Annotated in this window: 16 protein-coding genes, 2 tRNA genes and 1 other RNA gene; 11 read left to right on the top strand and 8 right to left on the bottom strand. The window is 64.2% G+C overall.

What is annotated here, in order from left to right; genetic code table 11:
- The first annotated feature begins 11 nt into the window (after window positions 1-11).
- Window positions 12-85, top strand: a tRNA-Met gene (locus LWC34_RS36240).
- A gap of 512 nt (window positions 86-597) precedes the next feature.
- Window positions 598-1,362: a transposase family protein gene (locus LWC34_RS36245; protein ID WP_233724674.1), complete on the top strand. Its 765-nt coding sequence runs from the start codon at window positions 598-600 to the stop codon at window positions 1,360-1,362.
- Window positions 1,363-1,365: 3 nt separating this feature from the next.
- Here LWC34_RS36245 and LWC34_RS36250 read toward each other — a convergent pair whose 3' ends face one another.
- The 3 genes from LWC34_RS36250 to LWC34_RS36260 form a co-directional block, all read right to left on the bottom strand.
- Window positions 1,366-1,692, bottom strand: coding sequence for a helix-turn-helix domain-containing protein (locus LWC34_RS36250; RefSeq protein ID WP_233730946.1), 327 nt, complete (start codon window positions 1,690-1,692; stop codon window positions 1,366-1,368).
- 497 nt (window positions 1,693-2,189) lie between these two features.
- On the bottom strand, window positions 2,190-3,281 hold the full coding sequence (locus LWC34_RS36255) for an IS701 family transposase (RefSeq protein ID WP_443667746.1): 1,092 nt from the start codon (window positions 3,279-3,281) through the stop codon (window positions 2,190-2,192).
- 163 nt (window positions 3,282-3,444) lie between these two features.
- Window positions 3,445-3,846: a DJ-1/PfpI family protein gene (locus LWC34_RS36260; protein ID WP_233729759.1), complete on the bottom strand. Its 402-nt coding sequence runs from the start codon at window positions 3,844-3,846 to the stop codon at window positions 3,445-3,447.
- A gap of 116 nt (window positions 3,847-3,962) precedes the next feature.
- On the opposite strand from LWC34_RS36260, the gene LWC34_RS36265 reads away from it, so the two are divergent.
- The 8 genes from LWC34_RS36265 (at window position 3,963) to LWC34_RS36300 (ending at window position 10,621) form a co-directional block, all read left to right on the top strand.
- Window positions 3,963-4,039: transfer RNA gene (locus tag LWC34_RS36265), tRNA-Met, on the top strand.
- 628 nt (window positions 4,040-4,667) lie between these two features.
- Window positions 4,668-5,765 (top strand): hypothetical protein, encoded by a 1,098-nt coding sequence (locus tag LWC34_RS36270; RefSeq protein WP_233729760.1) that lies wholly within the window; start codon window positions 4,668-4,670, stop codon window positions 5,763-5,765.
- A 103-nt stretch (window positions 5,766-5,868) separates the two neighbouring features.
- Window positions 5,869-6,369 carry a helix-turn-helix transcriptional regulator gene (locus LWC34_RS36275; RefSeq protein ID WP_233729761.1) on the top strand — a complete coding sequence of 167 codons (501 nt, stop codon included), beginning with the start codon at window positions 5,869-5,871 and terminating at the stop codon, window positions 6,367-6,369.
- Window positions 6,370-6,444: 75 nt separating this feature from the next.
- Window positions 6,445-7,542, top strand: coding sequence for a peptide chain release factor 2 (gene prfB, locus LWC34_RS36280; protein WP_233729762.1), 1,098 nt, complete (start codon window positions 6,445-6,447; stop codon window positions 7,540-7,542).
- A 59-nt stretch (window positions 7,543-7,601) separates the two neighbouring features.
- Entirely contained in the window at window positions 7,602-8,291 is a 690-nt protein-coding gene (gene ftsE / locus LWC34_RS36285; RefSeq protein ID WP_233729763.1) for a cell division ATP-binding protein FtsE, read from the top strand.
- 42 nt (window positions 8,292-8,333) lie between these two features.
- Window positions 8,334-9,239, top strand: a complete 906-nt coding sequence (gene ftsX / locus LWC34_RS36290; RefSeq protein ID WP_233729764.1) for a permease-like cell division protein FtsX — start codon at window positions 8,334-8,336, stop codon at window positions 9,237-9,239.
- Window positions 9,240-9,269: 30 nt separating this feature from the next.
- The gene (gene smpB / locus LWC34_RS36295) at window positions 9,270-9,752 is read left to right on the top strand and encodes an SsrA-binding protein SmpB (RefSeq protein WP_233729765.1); all 483 of its coding nucleotides are present in this window, start codon (window positions 9,270-9,272) and stop codon (window positions 9,750-9,752) included.
- Complete coding sequence (locus LWC34_RS36300; RefSeq protein ID WP_233729766.1) at window positions 9,749-10,621, top strand: amidohydrolase family protein; 873 nt, start codon at window positions 9,749-9,751, stop codon at window positions 10,619-10,621. The genes smpB and LWC34_RS36300 overlap by 4 nt, the downstream gene beginning before the upstream one ends.
- A 156-nt stretch (window positions 10,622-10,777) precedes the next feature.
- Here the strand turns inward: LWC34_RS36300 and LWC34_RS36305 are convergent, their stop codons facing one another.
- The 4 genes from LWC34_RS36305 to LWC34_RS36320 form a co-directional block, all read right to left on the bottom strand.
- Window positions 10,778-12,370, bottom strand: coding sequence for an IS1182 family transposase (locus LWC34_RS36305; RefSeq protein ID WP_233729767.1), 1,593 nt, complete (start codon window positions 12,368-12,370; stop codon window positions 10,778-10,780).
- 62 nt (window positions 12,371-12,432) lie between these two features.
- On the bottom strand, window positions 12,433-13,704 hold the full coding sequence (locus tag LWC34_RS36310) for an acyltransferase family protein (protein WP_233729768.1): 1,272 nt from the start codon (window positions 13,702-13,704) through the stop codon (window positions 12,433-12,435).
- Window positions 13,705-13,816: 112 nt separating this feature from the next.
- A complete protein-coding gene (locus tag LWC34_RS36315; protein ID WP_233729769.1) occupies window positions 13,817-14,461 on the bottom strand; it encodes a response regulator transcription factor in 645 nt (214 codons plus the stop codon).
- Window positions 14,449-15,735 (bottom strand): sensor histidine kinase, encoded by a 1,287-nt coding sequence (locus LWC34_RS36320; protein ID WP_233729770.1) that lies wholly within the window; start codon window positions 15,733-15,735, stop codon window positions 14,449-14,451. Before LWC34_RS36320 ends, LWC34_RS36315 begins: the two co-directional genes overlap by 13 nt.
- A gap of 144 nt (window positions 15,736-15,879) precedes the next feature.
- Between LWC34_RS36320 and ssrA the strand changes: the two genes are divergently transcribed.
- Window positions 15,880-16,258: a transfer-messenger RNA gene (gene ssrA / locus LWC34_RS36325) on the top strand.
- A gap of 426 nt (window positions 16,259-16,684) precedes the next feature.
- Here the strand turns inward: ssrA and LWC34_RS36330 are convergent.
- Window positions 16,685-18,142 carry an IS1380 family transposase gene (locus LWC34_RS36330; protein WP_233722402.1) on the bottom strand — a complete coding sequence of 486 codons (1,458 nt, stop codon included), beginning with the start codon at window positions 18,140-18,142 and terminating at the stop codon, window positions 16,685-16,687.
- Window positions 18,143-18,243: the final 101 nt, after the last annotated feature.

Below are 18,243 nucleotides of genomic sequence, written 5' to 3' on the forward strand. Positions count from 1 at the left end.
AAAGCAACCAACGCGGGGTGGAGCAGCTCGGTAGCTCGCTGGGCTCATAACCCAGAGGTCGCAGGTTCGAATCCTGTCCCCGCTACTCGGCCGGGCGGCCCCTGCTCAGTTGCTTCGCAACTTTCGCGGGGGCCGCTTCGCATTGTTTTGGGGGGCCGAGCCCCCCAAACCCCCCACGGTGCTTGCTCCTTGCCTTCCAGCGCTGGTTGCTTTTGCTTTGAACCAGCCGGTGGCTTGTCGCCTTTCGCTTTGGCTCTTTTGGGGCGGGCGGCTTTGCCTTTGGCCTCTTTGGGTTGGCGTTCTTGTCGGGGCCGTTGGCGACTGTGGCTTGGGTGGCTTTGCTGCCTTTGGGCTTGTGCCTGTTTTAACGTGGGGTGGGTTTGGCGGCTTGGGGGATGCTGGTGGGGGTGGGGCGGGTTTTGGGGTTAGAAGCGGCGGCGGTATTCGGCGGGGGAGACTCCTAGGGATCTTATGAAGGCTCGGCGCATTGTTTCTGGGAGCGTTATTCTGGCGACTTGATCACCTCAAAATAGGACAACGACCCCAGGCAAGTAAGATCGTTTTCCTCTCACAGAAGACAACTTACAGGCGGGGTCGTTGCGTTATCAGTCTACTACAGGGCTTGCTGCTGACCAGATCCAGGAGCTTGTCGCGCGCATCTGGCAGATCATCCAATGCCATGAGAACCAAGCGTGGCCTCCGACCGTGGGACTGTATCGCGCTGTCGTGATCACTTTGGTGTACGTCCGACAGAATCTGAACCAGGCGGCCGTGGGCGATCTGTTCGGCGTCAGTCAGTCGACCGTATCGCGGATCTATCGAGGCATTCTCCCATTGATTGGGCAGGCCCTGTGCCTGCACATTCCAAACCTCAAGGAGGCCATCCGCGGCCGGCTCGTCCTGGTCGACGGAACCGATGTCCCGACCGGCAACCGTGCTGGTCACGAAGACAACTTCTCCGGCAAGCGGCGCCGCGCGGGGCTGAACATCCAGGTCGCCGCCGATACGGAGGGAGGCCTGCTGGGAATATCCGCCCCTCTGCCTGGCTCGATGCATGACCGGAAAGCGTTCGCCGAGTGTGACTGGGAAGATCTTCTGGCCGAGACCTCAGTCATCGGTGACCCTGCCTATCAGGGCACTCACACGATTACGCCTCGCAAAAAGCCAAAGGGCGGCGAGCTCTCGGCTGGCGACAAGGTGAACAATAAATTCATCTCCTCACTTCGATCCGCCGTCGAGCGATGCATCGCGCATATCAAGAACTGGAAGATGATTGCGACCGGCTATCGAGGACGCCTTTCCGAGCTCCCCAACATCATCCGGATCATCACATCGCTCGAGTTCTATCGACTCGGCTGGTAACCCTCATGAATAACGCTCTGGGGTTCCGTAGCCGCAGTCTCTGGCTATGCGGTTTATTCCTGCCGCTGTGTCTTCCAGGAGTCTTCGGGCTGCTTCCAGCCTTACTCGGTCCACGTAGCGGCCGGGGGGCATGCCTGTCTCTGCTGTGAAGACTCGGGCGAATTGGCGGGGGGAGAGGTTTGCTCGCTCTGCTAGGGCTTCTACCGAGAGTTTTGCGCCTGGGTGCTCGATGATCCACTGCTGGACGTCTCTCAGCGGTTGGCGTTCCGCCGCTTGCAGGGTCAGTGGGGCGCTGAACTGGGTTTGGTTTCCCGGCCTTCTCAGGTACATCACCAGATGTCTGGCGATGATCAGGGCGCATTCCCTGCCTAGATCAACTAGGCCCCTTGAACTTCGACATTTGAATCAAGTTTTTCGGCGGCATAGCGTCGAGTGTGCCCGCTCCATATCTACAGACTCGTTGTCTGACCAGCCACTTTGGAGTGGCACGGCCGGTCATCACGGATGATCGGACTTCGGCGCAGCGGGTGGTGGCGGTCTGCCGATCATGACCGCAGGTCCTTGCGTGAGCTTGGCCAAAATCAAGCTGGTCGCGGAAGCCCAGCTCAGCCACCTACCTCGGCGGTCCGAGGCGACGCCTCACTACTACGGCAGCCGCACCTTGTGATATTTGAGGTGTTGTCGCTGGTAGTGGCTGCGGCGGGCTCGGGTTTGGTGGCGTCGTCGCCAGTCTGACCAGTGGTTGGTGTGGGTTTCGGGGTGGACCGGGTGGGTGAGGGTGGCCCAGAGTCGTCGAATTTCGTTACAGGACAACGGAATCAGTTGGCTTAAGGTGGCGAGATCGCCCCTTTTTGGTCATTGCGGCCGCGTTCTCGATATGCGGTGACGGCGAGGAACGCGGCGGCCAGCATCGCCAGGGTGATGTGCCGGTACCAGACGTCGTACTTGCGCACCTGATAGTGATCCAGTCCGGTCTCGTTCTTGGCGAACTGGAACGTTTCCTCGACCGCCCAACGGGATCCGGCTACCCGGACCAACTCGGCGACGGGTACTGGTTGGGTGCTGTGGCAGATGTAGTAGGCCAGCTCGCTGGGCTTGGAGATCGAGCGACGCACCAGCAGGAGGTGCTCGTCAGCGCCGGGGTCGATGAGCAGCCAATCGTAGAGGCGATGTCCCTTGCTGCCCTTACCGGCTGAGAGTCGTTGCCAGCCTCGTTTCGGCGCGGTCGCGGCGAGTTCGTCGGCTCGCTGAGGCCCGGTTGGAGTGGTGAACCGGTCGTCGCAGGAGACCGCCATGACGTAGTTGATGTCCTCGTCCTCCAGCCAGTCCCGCAGTCCGGGGTTGTCGCCGTAGGCTTCGTCGGCGGTGAACCAGCCCACCGTCTGCTTGCCGTGCTTGGCGATGAGTCGTTCGAGCATCCGCCGCGCCAGCTTCGGTTTGGTCGCGAACCCGACCGTGTCCGCGATGCCCGCCTCGGCACACCGCTCCCGGTCACCGGTCCAGGATTTCGGCAGGTAGAGCTCTCGGTCGATCAACGCCCGCCCCCGCGACGACACGTAGGTCAGGAACACGCCGAGCTGGCAGTTCTCGATACGCCCGGCAGTGCCGGAATACTGACGCTGCACGCCGGCGGATTTGGTGCCCTTCTTGAGAAAACCTGTCTCATCGCCCACCACGACCCCGCTGGGGTCGGCGAGAGTGTCCAGCACATAGGAACGTAGATCATCCCGCACCGCCTCGGCGTCCCAGCGGTAGAAGTTCAACAACCGCTGCATGCCATCCGGAGTCAGGTCACCAGCCTGCTCCGCGATGGTCCAGGAGTTCTTACGCTCGGCTGCCGAGAGCAGTCCCAGCAGGTACATCCGTGCCCGGCGACGTGAGTCCGCCTGCGCGAAACGCCCGGCCACCAGCGCGAACATCTCATCGAACCCCGCTCGCCACCGCGTGAGGCGATCATCAACTACAGTCTTCGACGCGGCCACCGCGTCTGCTTCGAGTCCTAACACACCTTGAAGTTGATCACGCGGTGGCCGCGTCCATGATCACGACCCCACACCAAGATCACACAGTGCGGTTGCCGTACTAGGTCTTCTTCGACCAGCGCCACCAGTGGGTTGTTACTCGACGGCCGGACAGCAGGCCTGCTTGCGCCAGCAGGAACACTCCGCTGCACACCGACACCACTCGCTCTGCTTTCATCGCGTGCTCACGGAACCAGTCCACCAACTCGGGTTGACCGTCCAAGGTGCCGTATCCGCCTGGCACTAGCAGGGTGTGGGGTTCGGGTGCTTCGTAGAGATCTATGTCCGGGGTGATTCTCAGGCCGCTTGAGCTTCTGATCACACCTCCGCCCACCGAGGCGGTGATCACTTCGTAGGTGTTCCGGCCCGCGTAGCGCGCCGCTCCGGTGAAGACCTCGAGCGGGCCTGTCACGTCGAGGCTCTGTATCCCGTCGAACAGGGGGATGAGCACGAGCTTCGACATGCCTTCATCGTGCTCAAAGGCGCTGGTGACCGCAATGACGGGGACCCCACTTTTCCGGTCACCCGACCCCCGTGAAAATGCCTCGACACGACCATGTAGAGTTGTCCTTACAACGACGCGGGGTGGAGCAGCTCGGTAGCTCGCTGGGCTCATAACCCAGAGGTCGCAGGTTCAAATCCTGTCCCCGCTACCAGATGGTGAAGGGCCTGGCATCTGCCAGGCCCTTCAGCTTTGTCCACGGCTTGGTTCGATGGCCGACCGTTCGTTGTAGACGTTCGCTTCCCATCCACTGTGACCGGTCATGACGCACAAGTCCCGGCAGGACAGCGGGTTCGTCCATTCGGGGGCGCGGAAGGCATGCAGCCCAATCGCTTCGCGGGCATCCTTCGTCCGGACGAAGCTGGCTGTGTGGCACAAGGGTGCACTCGGGCGGTGGGTTCGGTTGCGGCGCAGGGCATCCAGTGCATCTCGTCAGGAAACCGTTGGCGCTTCGATATACCGTCCGCCGCTCCTTCGTTCACATGGCGGAAGAAGTCGGCTGAACCGCGTCAGCACGATCGCTGCTGTCAAGCTCCGCAAGTCGGATACTGCGCCGCACGCGTGCAATCGACCTGCCCGAGTGAAATTTCTTGGATGTCCATTGTGGAGTTTGAGTATCGACACGTGCCGTGACGATGTGACCGCTCTGCGCTACGGCAACTGGATCACGCTGCGGCTATTCGTGGCCGGTCGGAGCCTTGCACCGACCGCTGACCGTGGATCAGCCGCCGACCGGCGCGCCGACTGTGTTCGGCGAGTGGTTGAACTGGCACACTGGGCACATGGAGCTCGTGCCCCCCTCACCGGAGATGGAGGCCTTGTTTTCCCGGCAGGAGGCTGAGTATGAGCGCCTGGTCCGGGGGAGCTCGTTGCCGTTACTCGGCATGGCCGAACCCGCGCCACAGCCTCGCTTACTCGGCGAGGCTGAGATCAACGATGGCATCGTGGAAAGCATCGGTCTTGCCTATGGCGACCTGATGCGACCAAGTGGACCGCTTGTCCAGGTGCACACCGCGCGGTGGTCGCAGAGCAGGCAAGGACCGCCAGATCTGCGTTACTTCTTGGAAAACTTGCTGGACAGCATGGGTGACGAGAATCCAGTGGACGGCGATCCCGTGCCAGCGCACGTCGTTGTGAACGGCACACCGCGGCCGGCTTCGTTGCTGCACACCAGACGCAAGCTGTGGGCGGCTCGTTGCTGGCACCAGGATTCCGATGTGATCGTCGTGGCGCGCGAGTGGGAACTGGCTTCGACGCATCTTGTCGCCGTGCCGTCGATCGAGTCTTTCCTTCGCGGGCGTAGGGAATACCTGCACGATCTCCGCACGAACCCGCCGACGATGCCGATCATCGACCGGCCATTCGACGTGGCCACAGCACATCGTTCGCTGATCGACGCGACACTCGCGCGCAGCCGCCAACTGGAAGCCGCGGCGCGCCAAGGGCGTCCGCCCCGCCTTCGCGCCAACGCCCGTAAGCACGGCGAACTCTGGGAAGCTGCCGTACGGGCGCAGATGCACCTGGCCGATCAGTCCAGACAGGACGCTAACGAGGCGGTGACCATTCTGGTGAACCAGTTGGGCCGTTTGCAGGAGAAAGCCGCCTGGTTCGCCGACAAGCGACTTCGCGACGCCGCCGTGACCGAGACTCTCTTGTACTGGACCGGGATGCGGCTCGAACTGCTCTCCGCGCCCGCGCAGGAGAGCTGGCGGACGGTGTGGGCGTCACAGCGTTCCTGGTTGCCGGACCCGTTCGCCCATCAGGAAAGAAGTTCTTCGCAGCACGATGATTCGTTGCGGCGCTGGCATGCTGAGCTTATGACCGGTCAGGACGAATGGCTTCGTGCCTGGTCGGAGTGGGTGCAGCGAAAAAGTCGCTGAGCCAATCGGGTGTACTTGCGACATCCGGGTGACGGTATAGCCATTGTGGACAGATGCCCTGCCCATTGTGGACAGCGAGCGAAATTCATGGCACGGTGGTTAGGTGTCTGAATTGAACGCAACAGCCGCGGCTCTGCTCGGCTTGCTCCATGACGGCCCGAAGACGGGTGGCCAGTTGGTCGCGGTGGCCCGTGAGCGCTTTGGCGCGTTCTTCAGCGTCACGCGCAGCCAGGTATACCGCGAGCTTCCCGCATTGGCCGACGGTGGCCTTGTCCGCCTTGGCAAGCAGGGCCCGCGCTCCAGCCAGCAGTACCTGATCACGGCCGCAGGCAAGAAGGCCTTCAAGACCTGGCTTGCCTCAGAGCCTGGTCCAGACCACCTGCGCAGCCCGCTGATCCTCCGCCTCGTGCACGCCAACAACCTGACCGCGAAGCAGCGCACCGCGTTGGTCGACTCCGCGAAGCAGGCGTACAACGCCGAGCTGGAAGAGGCCCGCAACTCGGTCAAGAACACTGACGACAACTACGCGAAGGCCATCGGCGAGTTCGCGGTGTCCCGGGCGAGGGCGGCGCTGAAACTGCTCGAAGCCGTCCCGAAAGACTGAATAAAAGAGGCCGGTCGGCGGCAAACAGCCGACCGGCAACGCACCGGCACGCGGTCTGACGTAACCTTCTTGGCCGTGAACCCGGACGTCGCAGCAGACCTGAACGATCTCTCCGCCACGTTGAAAAGCATCGAGGCGGTGACGGATCTCGATGCGCTGCGCGCTCAGGTGACCGAGCTGGAGCAGCAGGCCGCGCGCCCCGACCTCTGGGACGACCCGGAGAAGGGGCAGCAGGTGACCAGCCAGCTCTCCCACAAGCAGGGCGAGCTCCGGCGGGTGTCTGAGCTGCGTCAACGCCTCGACGACCTGCCAGTGCTCTACGAGCTGGCCGAAGACGAAGGTGACGCGGGCAGCCTTGCCGAAGCCGACACCGAGCGCGAAAAGCTGCGCGCGGACATTTCCACGCTCGAGGTCCGGACGCTTCTGTCCGGCGAATACGACGAACGTGACGCACTGGTCACGGTCCGTTCCGAAGCGGGCGGCGTGGATGCGGCTGACTTCGCCGAAATGCTCCTGCGGATGTACATGCGGTGGTCTGAGCGGCACGGCTATCAAGTCGAGGTCTACGACACCTCATACGCCGAAGAAGCCGGTATCAAGTCCGCCACGTTCAAAGTCACGGCGCCTTTCGCCTACGGCACTCTTTCCGTCGAACAAGGAACCCACCGGCTTGTGCGGATCTCGCCGTTCGACAACCAGGGCCGCAGGCAGACGTCTTTCGCCGGTGTCGAGGTTGTTCCGGTGGTCGAACAGTCCGACCACGTCGACATCGACGAGAAGGATCTGCGCATCGACGTCTACCGGTCCTCCGGTCCTGGCGGCCAGGGCGTGAACACGACCGACTCCGCGGTACGCATCACACACATACCGACAGGAATCGTCGTCTCGTGCCAGAACGAGCGCTCGCAGTTGCAGAACAAGGCCTCCGCGATGGCCGTTCTGCAGTCGAAGCTGCTGGAGCGTCAGCGCCAGGAAGAACAGGCCAAGATGGACGAGTTGAAGGGCGACGGCGGCTCTAGCTGGGGAAACCAGATGCGCTCGTACGTTCTTCACCCGTACCAGATGGTCAAGGATCTGCGCACGGAGTACGAAGTGGGGAATCCCTCCGCTGTTCTGGACGGCGATATCGACGGATTCCTCGAGGCTGGAATTCGGTGGCGGCGTACTAACTGAGAGTGTTAAACCATCCCTTGGCAACGGGCCGATAACGGTCGTGGGTAGACTCCGCGACCGTGATCCGGCTTGAACATGTTTCCAAGAGCTACAAGACGTCGACGCGTCCCGCGTTGGACGACGTCTCGGTGGACATGGACAAGGGGGAGTTCGTCTTCCTGATCGGTCCGTCCGGTTCGGGAAAGTCCACCTTCCTGCGCTTGTTGCTGCGTGAGGAAGTGCCCACCAAGGGCAAGCTTTACGTCAACAACTTCGACATCACGAGGATGTCGCGCCGCCGGATACCCCGGCTGCGGCAGTCCATCGGCTGTGTGTTCCAGGACTTCCGGCTGTTGGTCAACAAGACCGTCGCGGAGAACGTGGCGTTCGCGCTGGAAGTGATCGGCAAGCCCGCGCACACCATCCGCAAGGTGGTGCCCGAGGTGCTTGAGCTGGTCGGTCTTGACGGTAAGGCCAACCGCATGCCCAACGAGCTGTCCGGTGGTGAGCAGCAGCGTGTGGCGATCGCGCGCGCGTTCGTCAACCGGCCGCTGATGCTGCTCGCGGATGAGCCGACCGGAAACCTCGACCCCGACACCAGCCAGGACATCATGCTGCTGCTCGAGCGGATCAACCGCACGGGCACGACCGTCCTGATGGCCACGCATGACCATTCCATCGTGGACTCGATGCGCCGCAGGGTCGTCGAGCTCGCGTTCGGCAGGGTCATCCGCGATGACGCCCGAGGCGTGTACGGCGTGGGCCGCTAAGCCGAAGAAGTAATCCCCCGACCTGCGAGGAAACCCGCACCGATGCGTTTCAGTTTCGTGTTGACCGAAGTCCTGACCGGACTGCGGCGCAACGTCACGATGACCGTCGCGATGATCCTGACCACAGCCATCTCGCTTGGACTGCTGGGGGGCGGTCTGCTGGTGGTCCGGATGATCGACCACATGCGCGACAACTTCGGTGACGAAGTCGAAGTCAACGTGTACCTCAACAGGGACATCAGCACCACGGACAAGGACTGCAAGCAGCAGCCGTGTGCGGGTATCCAGTCCGCGCTCTCCCAGGACGCGAACGTCGAGGACGTCCGCTGGGAGAACCAGGACCAGGCCTTCGACCGGTTCCAGCGCGTCTTCTCCGGCCAGCCTGAGCTGCTGGAACTGACCCGCAAGGAGTCGTTGCCGGCGACGTTCCACCTGAAGCTGCGCAACCCGGACCGGGCCGACGTCATCGTGCAGACGTACAGCAACAAACCTGGCGTCGACCGGGTCGAGGACCAGGGTGTGTTCCTCGAACGGTTCTTCGGCGTGCTCAACGGTGTCCGGAACGGAACATGGGTGGTGGCGGCCATTCAGGCCGTCGCCGCGTTGTTGCTGATCTCGAACACCATCCAGGTTTCGGCGTTCACGCGGCGGACCGAGGTCGGCATCATGCGCCTGGTCGGCGCCACGCGCTGGTACACGCAGCTGCCGTTCCTCTTGGAGGCGGTGGTCGCCGGCCTTGTCGGTGCGTTGCTGGCGATCGGTGGCCTCGTCGGTATCAAGGGGATCTTCATCGACAACGTGCTCGCTGAACCGATAGCCGCGAACATCATCCCGAGAATCCCGCTACTGGACATCTTCTGGCCGGTCGCGCCGATCCTGATCGTCGTCGCGATGCTGATCTCGGCGGTCACGGGGTACGTCACCCTGCGGCTCTACGTGCGAACTTAACCGTTCGCACGCGAGGGTAAAGTTCAGTTCATGGCGAAAGAACGTGGTCAGAAGGTGATCGCGTCGAACCGGAAGGCGCGGCACGACTACGAGATCCTGGACACCTACGAGTGCGGGATCGTCCTGGTCGGGACCGAGGTCAAGAGCCTGCGGCTCGGTCGTGCGTCGCTGGTCGACGCGTTCGCCACGGTGGACGACGGTGAGGTGTGGCTGCGTGGGCTGCACATCACCGAGTACGAGATGGGCACGTGGACCAACCACGAGCCGCGGCGCAGGCGCAAGCTGCTGCTGCACAAGGGCGAGATCCTCAAGCTGATCGGCAAGACCAAGGAGAGCGGCCTTTCCCTCGTGCCGTTGTCGATGTACTTCAAGGACGGCAAGGTCAAGGTCGAACTGGCGCTGGCCAGGGGTAAGCGGGCGTACGACAAGCGCCAGTCCCTGGCAAAGCGGACTGCCGAACGCGAGATGGTCAAGGCCGTCGGCCGGGCGCGTAAACGTGGCGGCGGCTGGTGAAGGACTCCGAGGTCCGGTCCTGGGTGACCGGCCTCGGCCTGCCCGGTCTCATCGATATTCACGTGCACTTTATGCCGGAATCGGTGCTGCGCAAGATCTGGGCGTATTTCGATAACGCCGCTCAGAATTATGGCGTCGACTGGCCGATTCGCTATCGATTCGATGAGGACGAGCGGCTGCGGCTGCTGCGTTCGTTCGGCGTGGTCAAGTTCGCGCCGTTGGTCTATCCCCATAAACCCGGGATGGCTGAATGGCTGAACGAGTGGATTCGTGAGTTCTCGGCTCGTACCCCGGATGCTGTTCTGACCGCGACATTGTTTCCGGAACACGATGTCGATTCGTACCTGGCGAAAGCGTTGGATGCGGGCGCGCGGTGTGTGAAGGCGCACGTCCAGATCGGCGGCTACGACCCGCGTGCGTCCGAACTGGACAGTGCGTGGGGCATGATCGCCGAAGCAGGCGTGCCCGTGGTTGTGCACTGTGGACACGGCCCGCTGCGTGGCGCGTTCACGGGTCTTGACGTGTTCGCTGAGGTGATGCGTCGCCACCCGTCGCTGACGCTCGTGCTCGCGCATGCCGGGATGCCGGAGTACGACGCGGCGTTCGACCTGGTCAGCCGGTATCCGAACGTGTACGTGGACACGACCATGGTCGGCGTGGACTTCGGCACGCCCATGCCGGACTTCCTGCCGTGGATGGTGCATTTCCCTGACCGGGTCGTGCTGGGCACGGACTTCCCGAACATCCCGTACGAATACGCCCACCAGATCGAAGTGATCGCGCGGTGGGCGGAGGACGCGCGGCTCGGCCCCGATTTCCTCAGGGCAGCGCTGCACGACACTCCTGCCCGGTTGCTAGGAGGCCGCTGAATTAGGGTGGTTTGCGGGTTGGTTGTCACCGAGTGATGGCAGGCGAGGACCTGGGCCTTGCTGATTCATGGGTGATGCTGGGCGTTCAGGGAGCCCAGGGCGGTTGCTCGACGAGGTTCACAATCCCCAAGACTGGGGGTTGGGCCGTGGTTTCCCTCAGGTAGCCAGGGTCCAAGCGCCCGCCGTATGGGTCAGGCCGCGACCGATGAGGTTGCGGAGGTTCAAGGCTGCGGTGCGGCGTTTGAGCCAGGCGTTGTTCTTGCCGGTGCCTAGATATCGGAGTTTGAGACGTCGGCCACCGCGGCTGGCGATCTGGGAGATGACCCGTTCCACGTTGGGGCGGAACGTCCTGTAGCTCTCGCGCAGTTCGGGCTTGTCCGCCCAGTCGCGTCGGGCTTGGCGCAGCAGGTCATCTCGTGGGTGCAGAACGATTTTACGGCCGGTCTTGGACGTGGTGCACTGTGCACGCAGTGAGCAGGCACGACAGAGAGCGCCAAAGGTGGCGACCCGGGTCCGGCTGATCGGGCGGGTGATGTCGTTGGGGCAGGTGACCGTGCCCGCTTGCTCGTCCACGGTGAAGTCGTCCACGGTGAAGTCGTCCACGGTGAAGTCGTCCACGGTGAATCCGCCCTCGACCGGAGCCCGCAGCGGCTTGGGCTTGATCACCGCCTCATGCCCGGCATCGTCGATCCCACCGCGTAGATCCCCTGTGCCATAGGCGGAATCGCCGTACCACGCGCGCTTGCCGTCCTCGGCGTCGAGGAACTCCTCGGCCACAGCGGGGTCGGAGTTCTCCGTGCCGGCGGCCGTGGTCACCTTCTCGTCGGTGACGATCCCGGTCTCGGGCTCGGCCGCCACGTGCGCCCGATACCCGTCCCGCCGGTTCTCCGGGGACTTGCGGGTATGCCGCGCATCCGGATCCACTGTGGACACCACCCGGTCCGGGGCGACCTTGCGGGCGATCCGCCACCGCCCATCAGTGCCGTCACTGCCCTCGGCGGGCTCGGCATCCTGACCGGCGACCAACGCCAGCAACGCCAACGCGAACTCCGCGTCGCCTTCCAGTTCGGTATCGGCCAGCGCCGCCACCAGCGCGTTCGCATCGTTGACCAGCGCGGAGACCAGCGCGTCCCTGGCGGCCGGGTCGTCCCAGTCGATCCTCGGCTTGTCCGGCCGACTGTAGTCATGGCCGGTACACACCTTCGCGATCTGCCCCGCCGCGCCGGGCACCTGCCGATCCACCCGCCGGATCGCCGAGATCAGCTGGGTGATGGTGTCCTGGGTGGCGACCGCGTCGGCCAGGATCGTGGAATCCACCGCCCGCTTGCGGCGGCCACGCAGGATCCCGGTCTCCTCGACGACCGTGCGCACCGCGTCGTTGATCCGATGCGGCCGCCCCGAGGTGGCCAGTCGTTTGCGCCAGTACACCAGCGTCGAGGGGTCGAATCCCTTGTCGTCCAATGCCATCCCGGTCGCGACCTTCCACCGCAGGTCACACCGGGCCGCCTCAGCGGTCTCCCGATCCGAGAGATCATGCAGGGTCTGCAACACCAGGATGGAGGCCATCACCGACGCCGGGATCGAGGGCCGTCCCTTGCCCGAGGGGAACAGATCCTCGAACTCTCCATCGGGGAACAGATTCCGGCGATGCCCGGCCAGGAACGCGAACATGCTCCCCGCCGGGACCAGATGACCGACCAGCGCCTCCGCGTCCAGCAGCTCCCGATCACCACGCTCCACACCCTGCATGAAACGATTCTCCCAGCTCAAACCCACATCCTGGGGCGACACGCCGATTATTCAGCGGCCTCCTAGGCGTTGCGGACGACGCTGACCGACGGTAGCCGGTAGCGCACGGCCAGCAGTCCACTGAGGACAACTCCGCCCCAGATCGTCGCACCGGTTGACAGGAGACTGTCACCAGGCGCGAACCCGGTCGCCGCGATGCCCAACGTGCCGACTGCGATCGCTGCCGTACCAAGCATCACTTGCAGCGCGGGCGGCTGGACGACGAGCGGGCCGGGTGCGTGCGCCTCGAACCGGCCGAAGGCCCGCAGCAGCCCGTACAACACCGCGGCGGCGGAGCCGATCCACAGCGGCAGCATCGCGAACCAGAGCAGGCTGCCCGGTTCGGGAGTGCTGTAGCCGAGGCCGATCGTCCACACGCCTGCCACCGCGACCATGGCGGACATGTGCCACAGGTACAGGCTCATTGACCGCACTCCGACCCATGTGAGCACCTGCGCGGCCGCTGGTTTGGCGACCAGTGAACGGATGAGCGGACGGGCAAGCAGCACCAGGCCGATCTGACCGATGCCCAACGTGATCAGGCACGTGGTCGGCGGGCCCGCGTTCGACACCGGCGCACCCGGCATGCCGACCATGCTGAGCGGATACGGCCCGAACCCGACCATCAGCGCGGTCGCTCCGAAGCCCGCGATCGCCATCGCGGCGGCCGCACGCATCGACGGCGGGTTTTTGGCGTAGTGGAAGCCAAGCTGGTGCACCGCGAGCCATACGAAGGCGGCGTTGACGAAGCCGACCATCGGCAGATCCGCGAAGCGAAGGATGTCGACCAGCACCGCGGCACCGGCAAGAACGGCGAACACGCGCAGCCCGTAACGCTCCTGAGCCTTGATCATCCACGGCGTCACGAGAATCGCGGCGAGATACACGGCCATGAACCACAGCAGCTGGCCGACGACTCCGCTGCCCATGTTCAGCGGCTGCGTCGGCACCCCCAGCGTGCTGAGCAGGTGTGGAACCACCAGCCACACCGCGATCAACGGCAGCATCGGGATCGCCAGCCGGTGCACGCGGCTGGACAGCCAGTCACGGTCCGACCCGCCCCGGCCACGATGCGCCCGTAGCGACAACGTGTTCGCCGCCCCACCGGCGAAGAAGACCAACGGCATCACTTGGCCGATCCAGGTCAGCACCCACCAACCTGGTGTGGCGTAAGCGTTTCCGGCGGTCAGCTCGGTTCCGTTCCAGCCGAGCACCGGAACCAGCCAGTGCTGGAACACGACCAGCACGATGGCCAGAACCCTGACCACGTCAAGAAAAGGATCTCGCTTCGACACCGTGTCCCCCTACTTCGCTTGGCTACCAATAGCTTTGCGAATCGGGGGCGGAAGATCACTGGTGTCTGCTCCCAGACCGGATAGGGGGTTTTCCCTACCCTTTGAGGTCGTGTTACCTGCGTTCCAAATACGCCAGCACGGCCCGCACGCGGCGGTGCTCCTCCTGGCTCGGTTCGAGACCCAGCTTGGCGAAGATGTTGCCGACGTGCTTCTCCACCGCGCCGTCCGAGACCGTCAGGGACTTCGCGATGGCCGCGTTGGACATGCCTTGTGCCATCAGACCGAGGACTTCGCGTTCGCGAGGCGTCAACGCGTCGATGGGATTACGTCTGCCCCGTGCCATGAGCTGCGAGATCACCTCCTGATCAATGGCCGTCCCGCCGCGAGCGACCCGGTTGACCGCGTCGACGAACTCGGCGACGTCGGCCACCCGCTCCTTGAGCAGATAGCCGACCCCGCCAGCCCCGGACGAGATCAGCTCGACCGCGTAGCGCTCCTCGACGTACTGCGAGAGCACAAGCACCGGCAAGTCCGGCGTGCGTTCCCGGGCCCGCAACACGGCCCGCAGTCCTTCGTCGGTGAACGTCGGCGGCATCCGGACGTCCACAATGGCCAGATCCGGCTTGTGCTCGGCGAGAACCTCGAGCAGCCGCTCGCCGTCCTCGACGGCGGCGACGGTCTCGATGCCCTCGTCCGCGAGCAGCCGCTCGATCCCGGCACGCAGCAGAACGGAGTCCTCCGCGATCACCACTCGCACGGCAGGTCCGCCCGGATCACAGTCGGCCCGCCAATGGGGCTCACCACGGTCAGCACGCCGTCAATCGTCGCAGCCCGGTCAGCCAGACCGGCCAGGCCACCCCCGGGGCGAGTCTCCGCGCCACCCAAACCGTTGTCCGTGATCTGCACGACAACCTTGTTGTCCTCGCGGTGTACCAGCACCGATGCCTGGGAGGCGTTGGAGTACTTGGCGATGTTGGTCAACGCCTCGGCGACCGTGAAATAGGCGGTGCTCTCGACTGCCGCGGGCGGACGCCGATCCGACGACAACCCGTCCTCAACCTGAACCTCAACGGGCACAGGGGATTTCGCGGCGAGCGACGACAGCGCCGCGTCCAATCCACGGTCCCCGAGGACTGCGGGGTAGATACCGCGCGCGAGATCCCGTAGCTCCGCGACGGCCTGCTTGGCGTCCGCGTGCGCCTCGTCGATCAACGCCTTCGCGCCCTCCGGGTCGCGTTCCATCTTGCTCTTGGCCCGGCCAAGGCCCATCGCCACGGCGACAAGCCGCTGCTGCGCGCCATCGTGCAGATCACGCTCGATCCGGCGCCGCTCAGCCTCGGCAGCGTCGACACCGCGCGCCCGGCTCGCCTGCAGATGCGCGGCCTCCGCAGCCAGCAACATCGCCTTGCTCGGACCCAGCAGCGCACGCGCCAGCTTGCCGTGCATGACTCCCAACAAGCGAGTCGTCACCAACGCGATCGCCACCAATAGCGCGCCGACCGCGGCCGGGAGGAGCGTGTCGTCGAACGAGTTGACGACGTACGCGAACCCACGGTCCGTTCCGAACAAGATGTTGCCGGCATCGACCCAGCGGTACCAGATCGGCAGCGTCAGCAACGCGAGACCTGTCGCCCAAGCCGTGACCATCCACGAGAACGAAAACATCGACACCGGCAGCAGGATGAACAGATACAGCAGGTCACGCCACGTCGCCGGATCGAAGAACCGCCCCTTGAACCACCCGAACAAGCCAGCCGGAACCGGCCGATACGGATCCGGGATGTAGTAGCCGAGCGTCGCGTACACGAGACGTCGCTCGATCCGGGCGAAACCCCTGATCAGCATCATCGTGAACGTCAGAAGCGGGAACCCGACCCAGACCACCAACGTGCCGAACGACGCCGACAACAACCCCACTACCAGCGGAAACCACGTCACAGCCGTGATGAAGCTGGTGAGCAGGTAGACATTCGCGCCGACGGCCTTCGGCTGATGCTGCCGCCCGTCGACCTGCTCCACCTGAGTCATCATGGCGACAAGCATCCCAAGCCCAGGTCACAGCCGCGATGGAGTAAGCAGGTATCCCTGGGGTAGGGCCAGCCCTACCCCCGCGCGGTAACCGGAATGAACTGTCCGGCCCGGGGCGTTATGATTGAGCGAAGTAGTCCACAACCAGGGGGTGAACGGTTTCGACTCTGGACGTTGAGTTAAGGGAAGCGTGCAGGTGCAGGCGAGAGACCACCTCAAGCGTCATCGCAAAAAAATAAGCGCCAAGAGTGCAACCACTCAGCGCGACGTTGCTCTTGCTGCCTAAGCAGTAGCAGCGTCCCTTGTCGGCCCGGGAGTGCCTTCGGCCCGGTCGCCGGCATCATCTAGAAGGCTCACCGTCGCGTTCGGTCGCGGGACGCGGTTGGGAAGCAAACAGCGACTGGGCCCGTCACACTGGACTAGTTCACGAGACCAGCGGGGCCAAGCAGAGACATAGTGAACTGCGCACGGAGAAGCCTTGATGAGGCGACAGAGGACCCGGGTTCGATTCCCGGCACCTCCACGTCCTCAGGACGACCCTGCTCAGTTGCTTCGCAACTTTCGCCGGGTCGTCCTTTGTTATTTTGGGGGGCCGAGCCCCCCAAACCCCCCACGTGCCGCCTTCGGCGGCCTTGCTTTCCAGCGTGGTGGTGTTCGCGGCTCGTGATGTGCCCGCTGGCTACAGCGTTTGCTGATTAACAGTGCGGCAATGGCTCCGAGGTAGGTCAGCGGTGCCAGCCGTAGTGCTCCTAGCAATCCGAGACGGTCGGCCAGCATTCCGACCACTAGCCTTGATCATTCACGTGGGTGACGTGTCCGCCTGTGCCGGTTCGGATGTTGATCTTGAGTTGGTTGCTGTGTGGTGATGGTCAGGGTTCGAGCCCGGCCGCCGGTGTTGGCTGGGCGCCGGGTTGGGGGGCGGGCCTTTCAGGTCGAGGGGCAGGGACAGGGGTCATCGAGTTGGTGGTGGCAGGGCCAGCGCTGCCCGGAGGCAGGCGGCGAGAGGGTCGGCCCAGGGCCAGGTTTCCGGGATTTTGATCTTGCGTTTGCGTTGGCCGCGGACGATGCGGGCGGCGGTGTGCAGTAGCCGGTAGCGCAGGGTTTTGGGTTCGGCTTTGGCGAGGGTGCCCTCAAGGCAGAGCAGGCGCAGCCAGGCGAGCAGGTCGATGGCGATGGTGGCGGCCAGACACCAGGCCCGGTTGATCTCGATCTTGGTGGAGGGCAGGTGACCGAGGCCGGTTTGCTTGCCGCAGCGGACGTGGTCCTCGACTCGGGCGTGCGGGCGGTGACGGGCTTCCAGGAACTGGACGGTGGCGCCCGAACCGCTGCCCGGGGTGTTGGTGGCCACCAGTTGGTAGCGCCAGCCGTCGGCTTCTTCGAACAGGGACAACTGTGCGCCGGGGTGGGGTTTCTCACGACGACAGATGATCCGCAGATCGGCCGGCCAGTTCTCCAGTTGGTCCCCGTCGGGGTGGTGACGTAGTAGCGCGGTCAGTTCCACCACGCCGGCTTTGTCCAGCGGCCGAGGATCGCCGTGGTGATCGAGCACTGCCTGCCATGCCTTCGCGGGGACACGGCCGATCGCGGCTCGTTCCCGCGCACCGAGTTCCCAGCCGACGCTGTAGTGCGCCTGCCTGCCTGGCTTGGCGTTCAGCGCGGTGATGTACTTGATGAGACCGTGGGAGGCGCCCGCGCCGTCCACGGTGACTAGAAGGTTCCTTCGATGTTTCGCCGGGATCTGGGCGATCGCGGCGTCGAGGACCTCGAGGTGATCAGCTGTCGTGTTGGATCCGGCGCTTCCTGTGCGCAGCAACAGGGCCAGCGATTCGCCGGTGTTGTCACACATGGCCAGCAGCGGATGATGACCGAAGCTGCCCTTGTAGGTTCCCGCGGCGAGTTGTTTGTCCGAGTGCGCGATCACCAGCGAACCATCCAACCGGACCACCACGGTCGTGCCCAGATCACGGTCGGCCACCCGCGACGGCGGAATCCGGCCGTGCCGTCGCTCGATCAACGACCACACATGCTCGCGGATCCGGGCACGCACACGGGCGATCTTGTTGCGCTGCACCTGACCGACCGCGTCCAACGTGCGCCACAACGTCGGATCTGAGGCGACCGGCCCGAACAGTTCGGCCTGATCGCGCAGGACAGCCAGATCCGACAGGACCCGCCCGCCGTCAGCGATCAACACCGCGGTGTCGGCGAACACCCGGCCACGGTCATGCACCGGCATGAACCCACGCCGCGCCATCGCCCGCGACAAGCCTTCCGTCAACCCGGTGCGGTCGGCCAGCAACCGCACCGCCGCGGTCCCGGCATGACTGACCACGCCACGCCCACCGACTTCTACCGCCAGATCCCGCGACCACCCAGTAACATCCACGTCGAAAGTGCTCCAGAGCTTCATGGGTAAGAACAGGCATTAGCAACCTCATCTTCCCAGCTCAGGAGCACTTTTCCCTGTTCCGACACGGCGCCCGAATCAAGATCGCCATGAATACTCAGGGC

This window comes from Kibdelosporangium philippinense (genome assembly GCF_021390435.2).
In the GTDB taxonomy this organism is placed as follows: domain Bacteria; phylum Actinomycetota; class Actinomycetes; order Mycobacteriales; family Pseudonocardiaceae; genus Kibdelosporangium; species Kibdelosporangium philippinense.

What these genes read in the sequence shown, in the direction of transcription:
- LWC34_RS36320 (WP_233729770.1), bottom strand. Translation starts at nt 15,735, where the DNA reads ATGATGACTCAGGTGGAGCAGGTCGACGGGCGGCAGCATCAGCCGAAG.
- LWC34_RS36260 (WP_233729759.1), bottom strand. Translation starts at nt 3,846, where the DNA reads ATGTCGAAGCTCGTGCTCATCCCCCTGTTCGACGGGATACAGAGCCTC.
- LWC34_RS36255 (WP_443667746.1), bottom strand. Translation starts at nt 3,281, where the DNA reads ATGTTCGCGCTGGTGGCCGGGCGTTTCGCGCAGGCGGACTCACGTCGC.
- LWC34_RS36270 (WP_233729760.1), top strand. Translation starts at nt 4,668, where the DNA reads ATGGAGCTCGTGCCCCCCTCACCGGAGATGGAGGCCTTGTTTTCCCGG.
- smpB (WP_233729765.1), top strand. Translation starts at nt 9,270, where the DNA reads ATGGCGAAAGAACGTGGTCAGAAGGTGATCGCGTCGAACCGGAAGGCG.
- ftsX (WP_233729764.1), top strand. Translation starts at nt 8,334, where the DNA reads ATGCGTTTCAGTTTCGTGTTGACCGAAGTCCTGACCGGACTGCGGCGC.
- LWC34_RS36330 (WP_233722402.1), bottom strand. Translation starts at nt 18,142, where the DNA reads ATGAAGCTCTGGAGCACTTTCGACGTGGATGTTACTGGGTGGTCGCGG.
- LWC34_RS36305 (WP_233729767.1), bottom strand. Translation starts at nt 12,370, where the DNA reads ATGCAGGGTGTGGAGCGTGGTGATCGGGAGCTGCTGGACGCGGAGGCG.
- LWC34_RS36250 (WP_233730946.1), bottom strand. Translation starts at nt 1,692, where the DNA reads ATGTACCTGAGAAGGCCGGGAAACCAAACCCAGTTCAGCGCCCCACTG.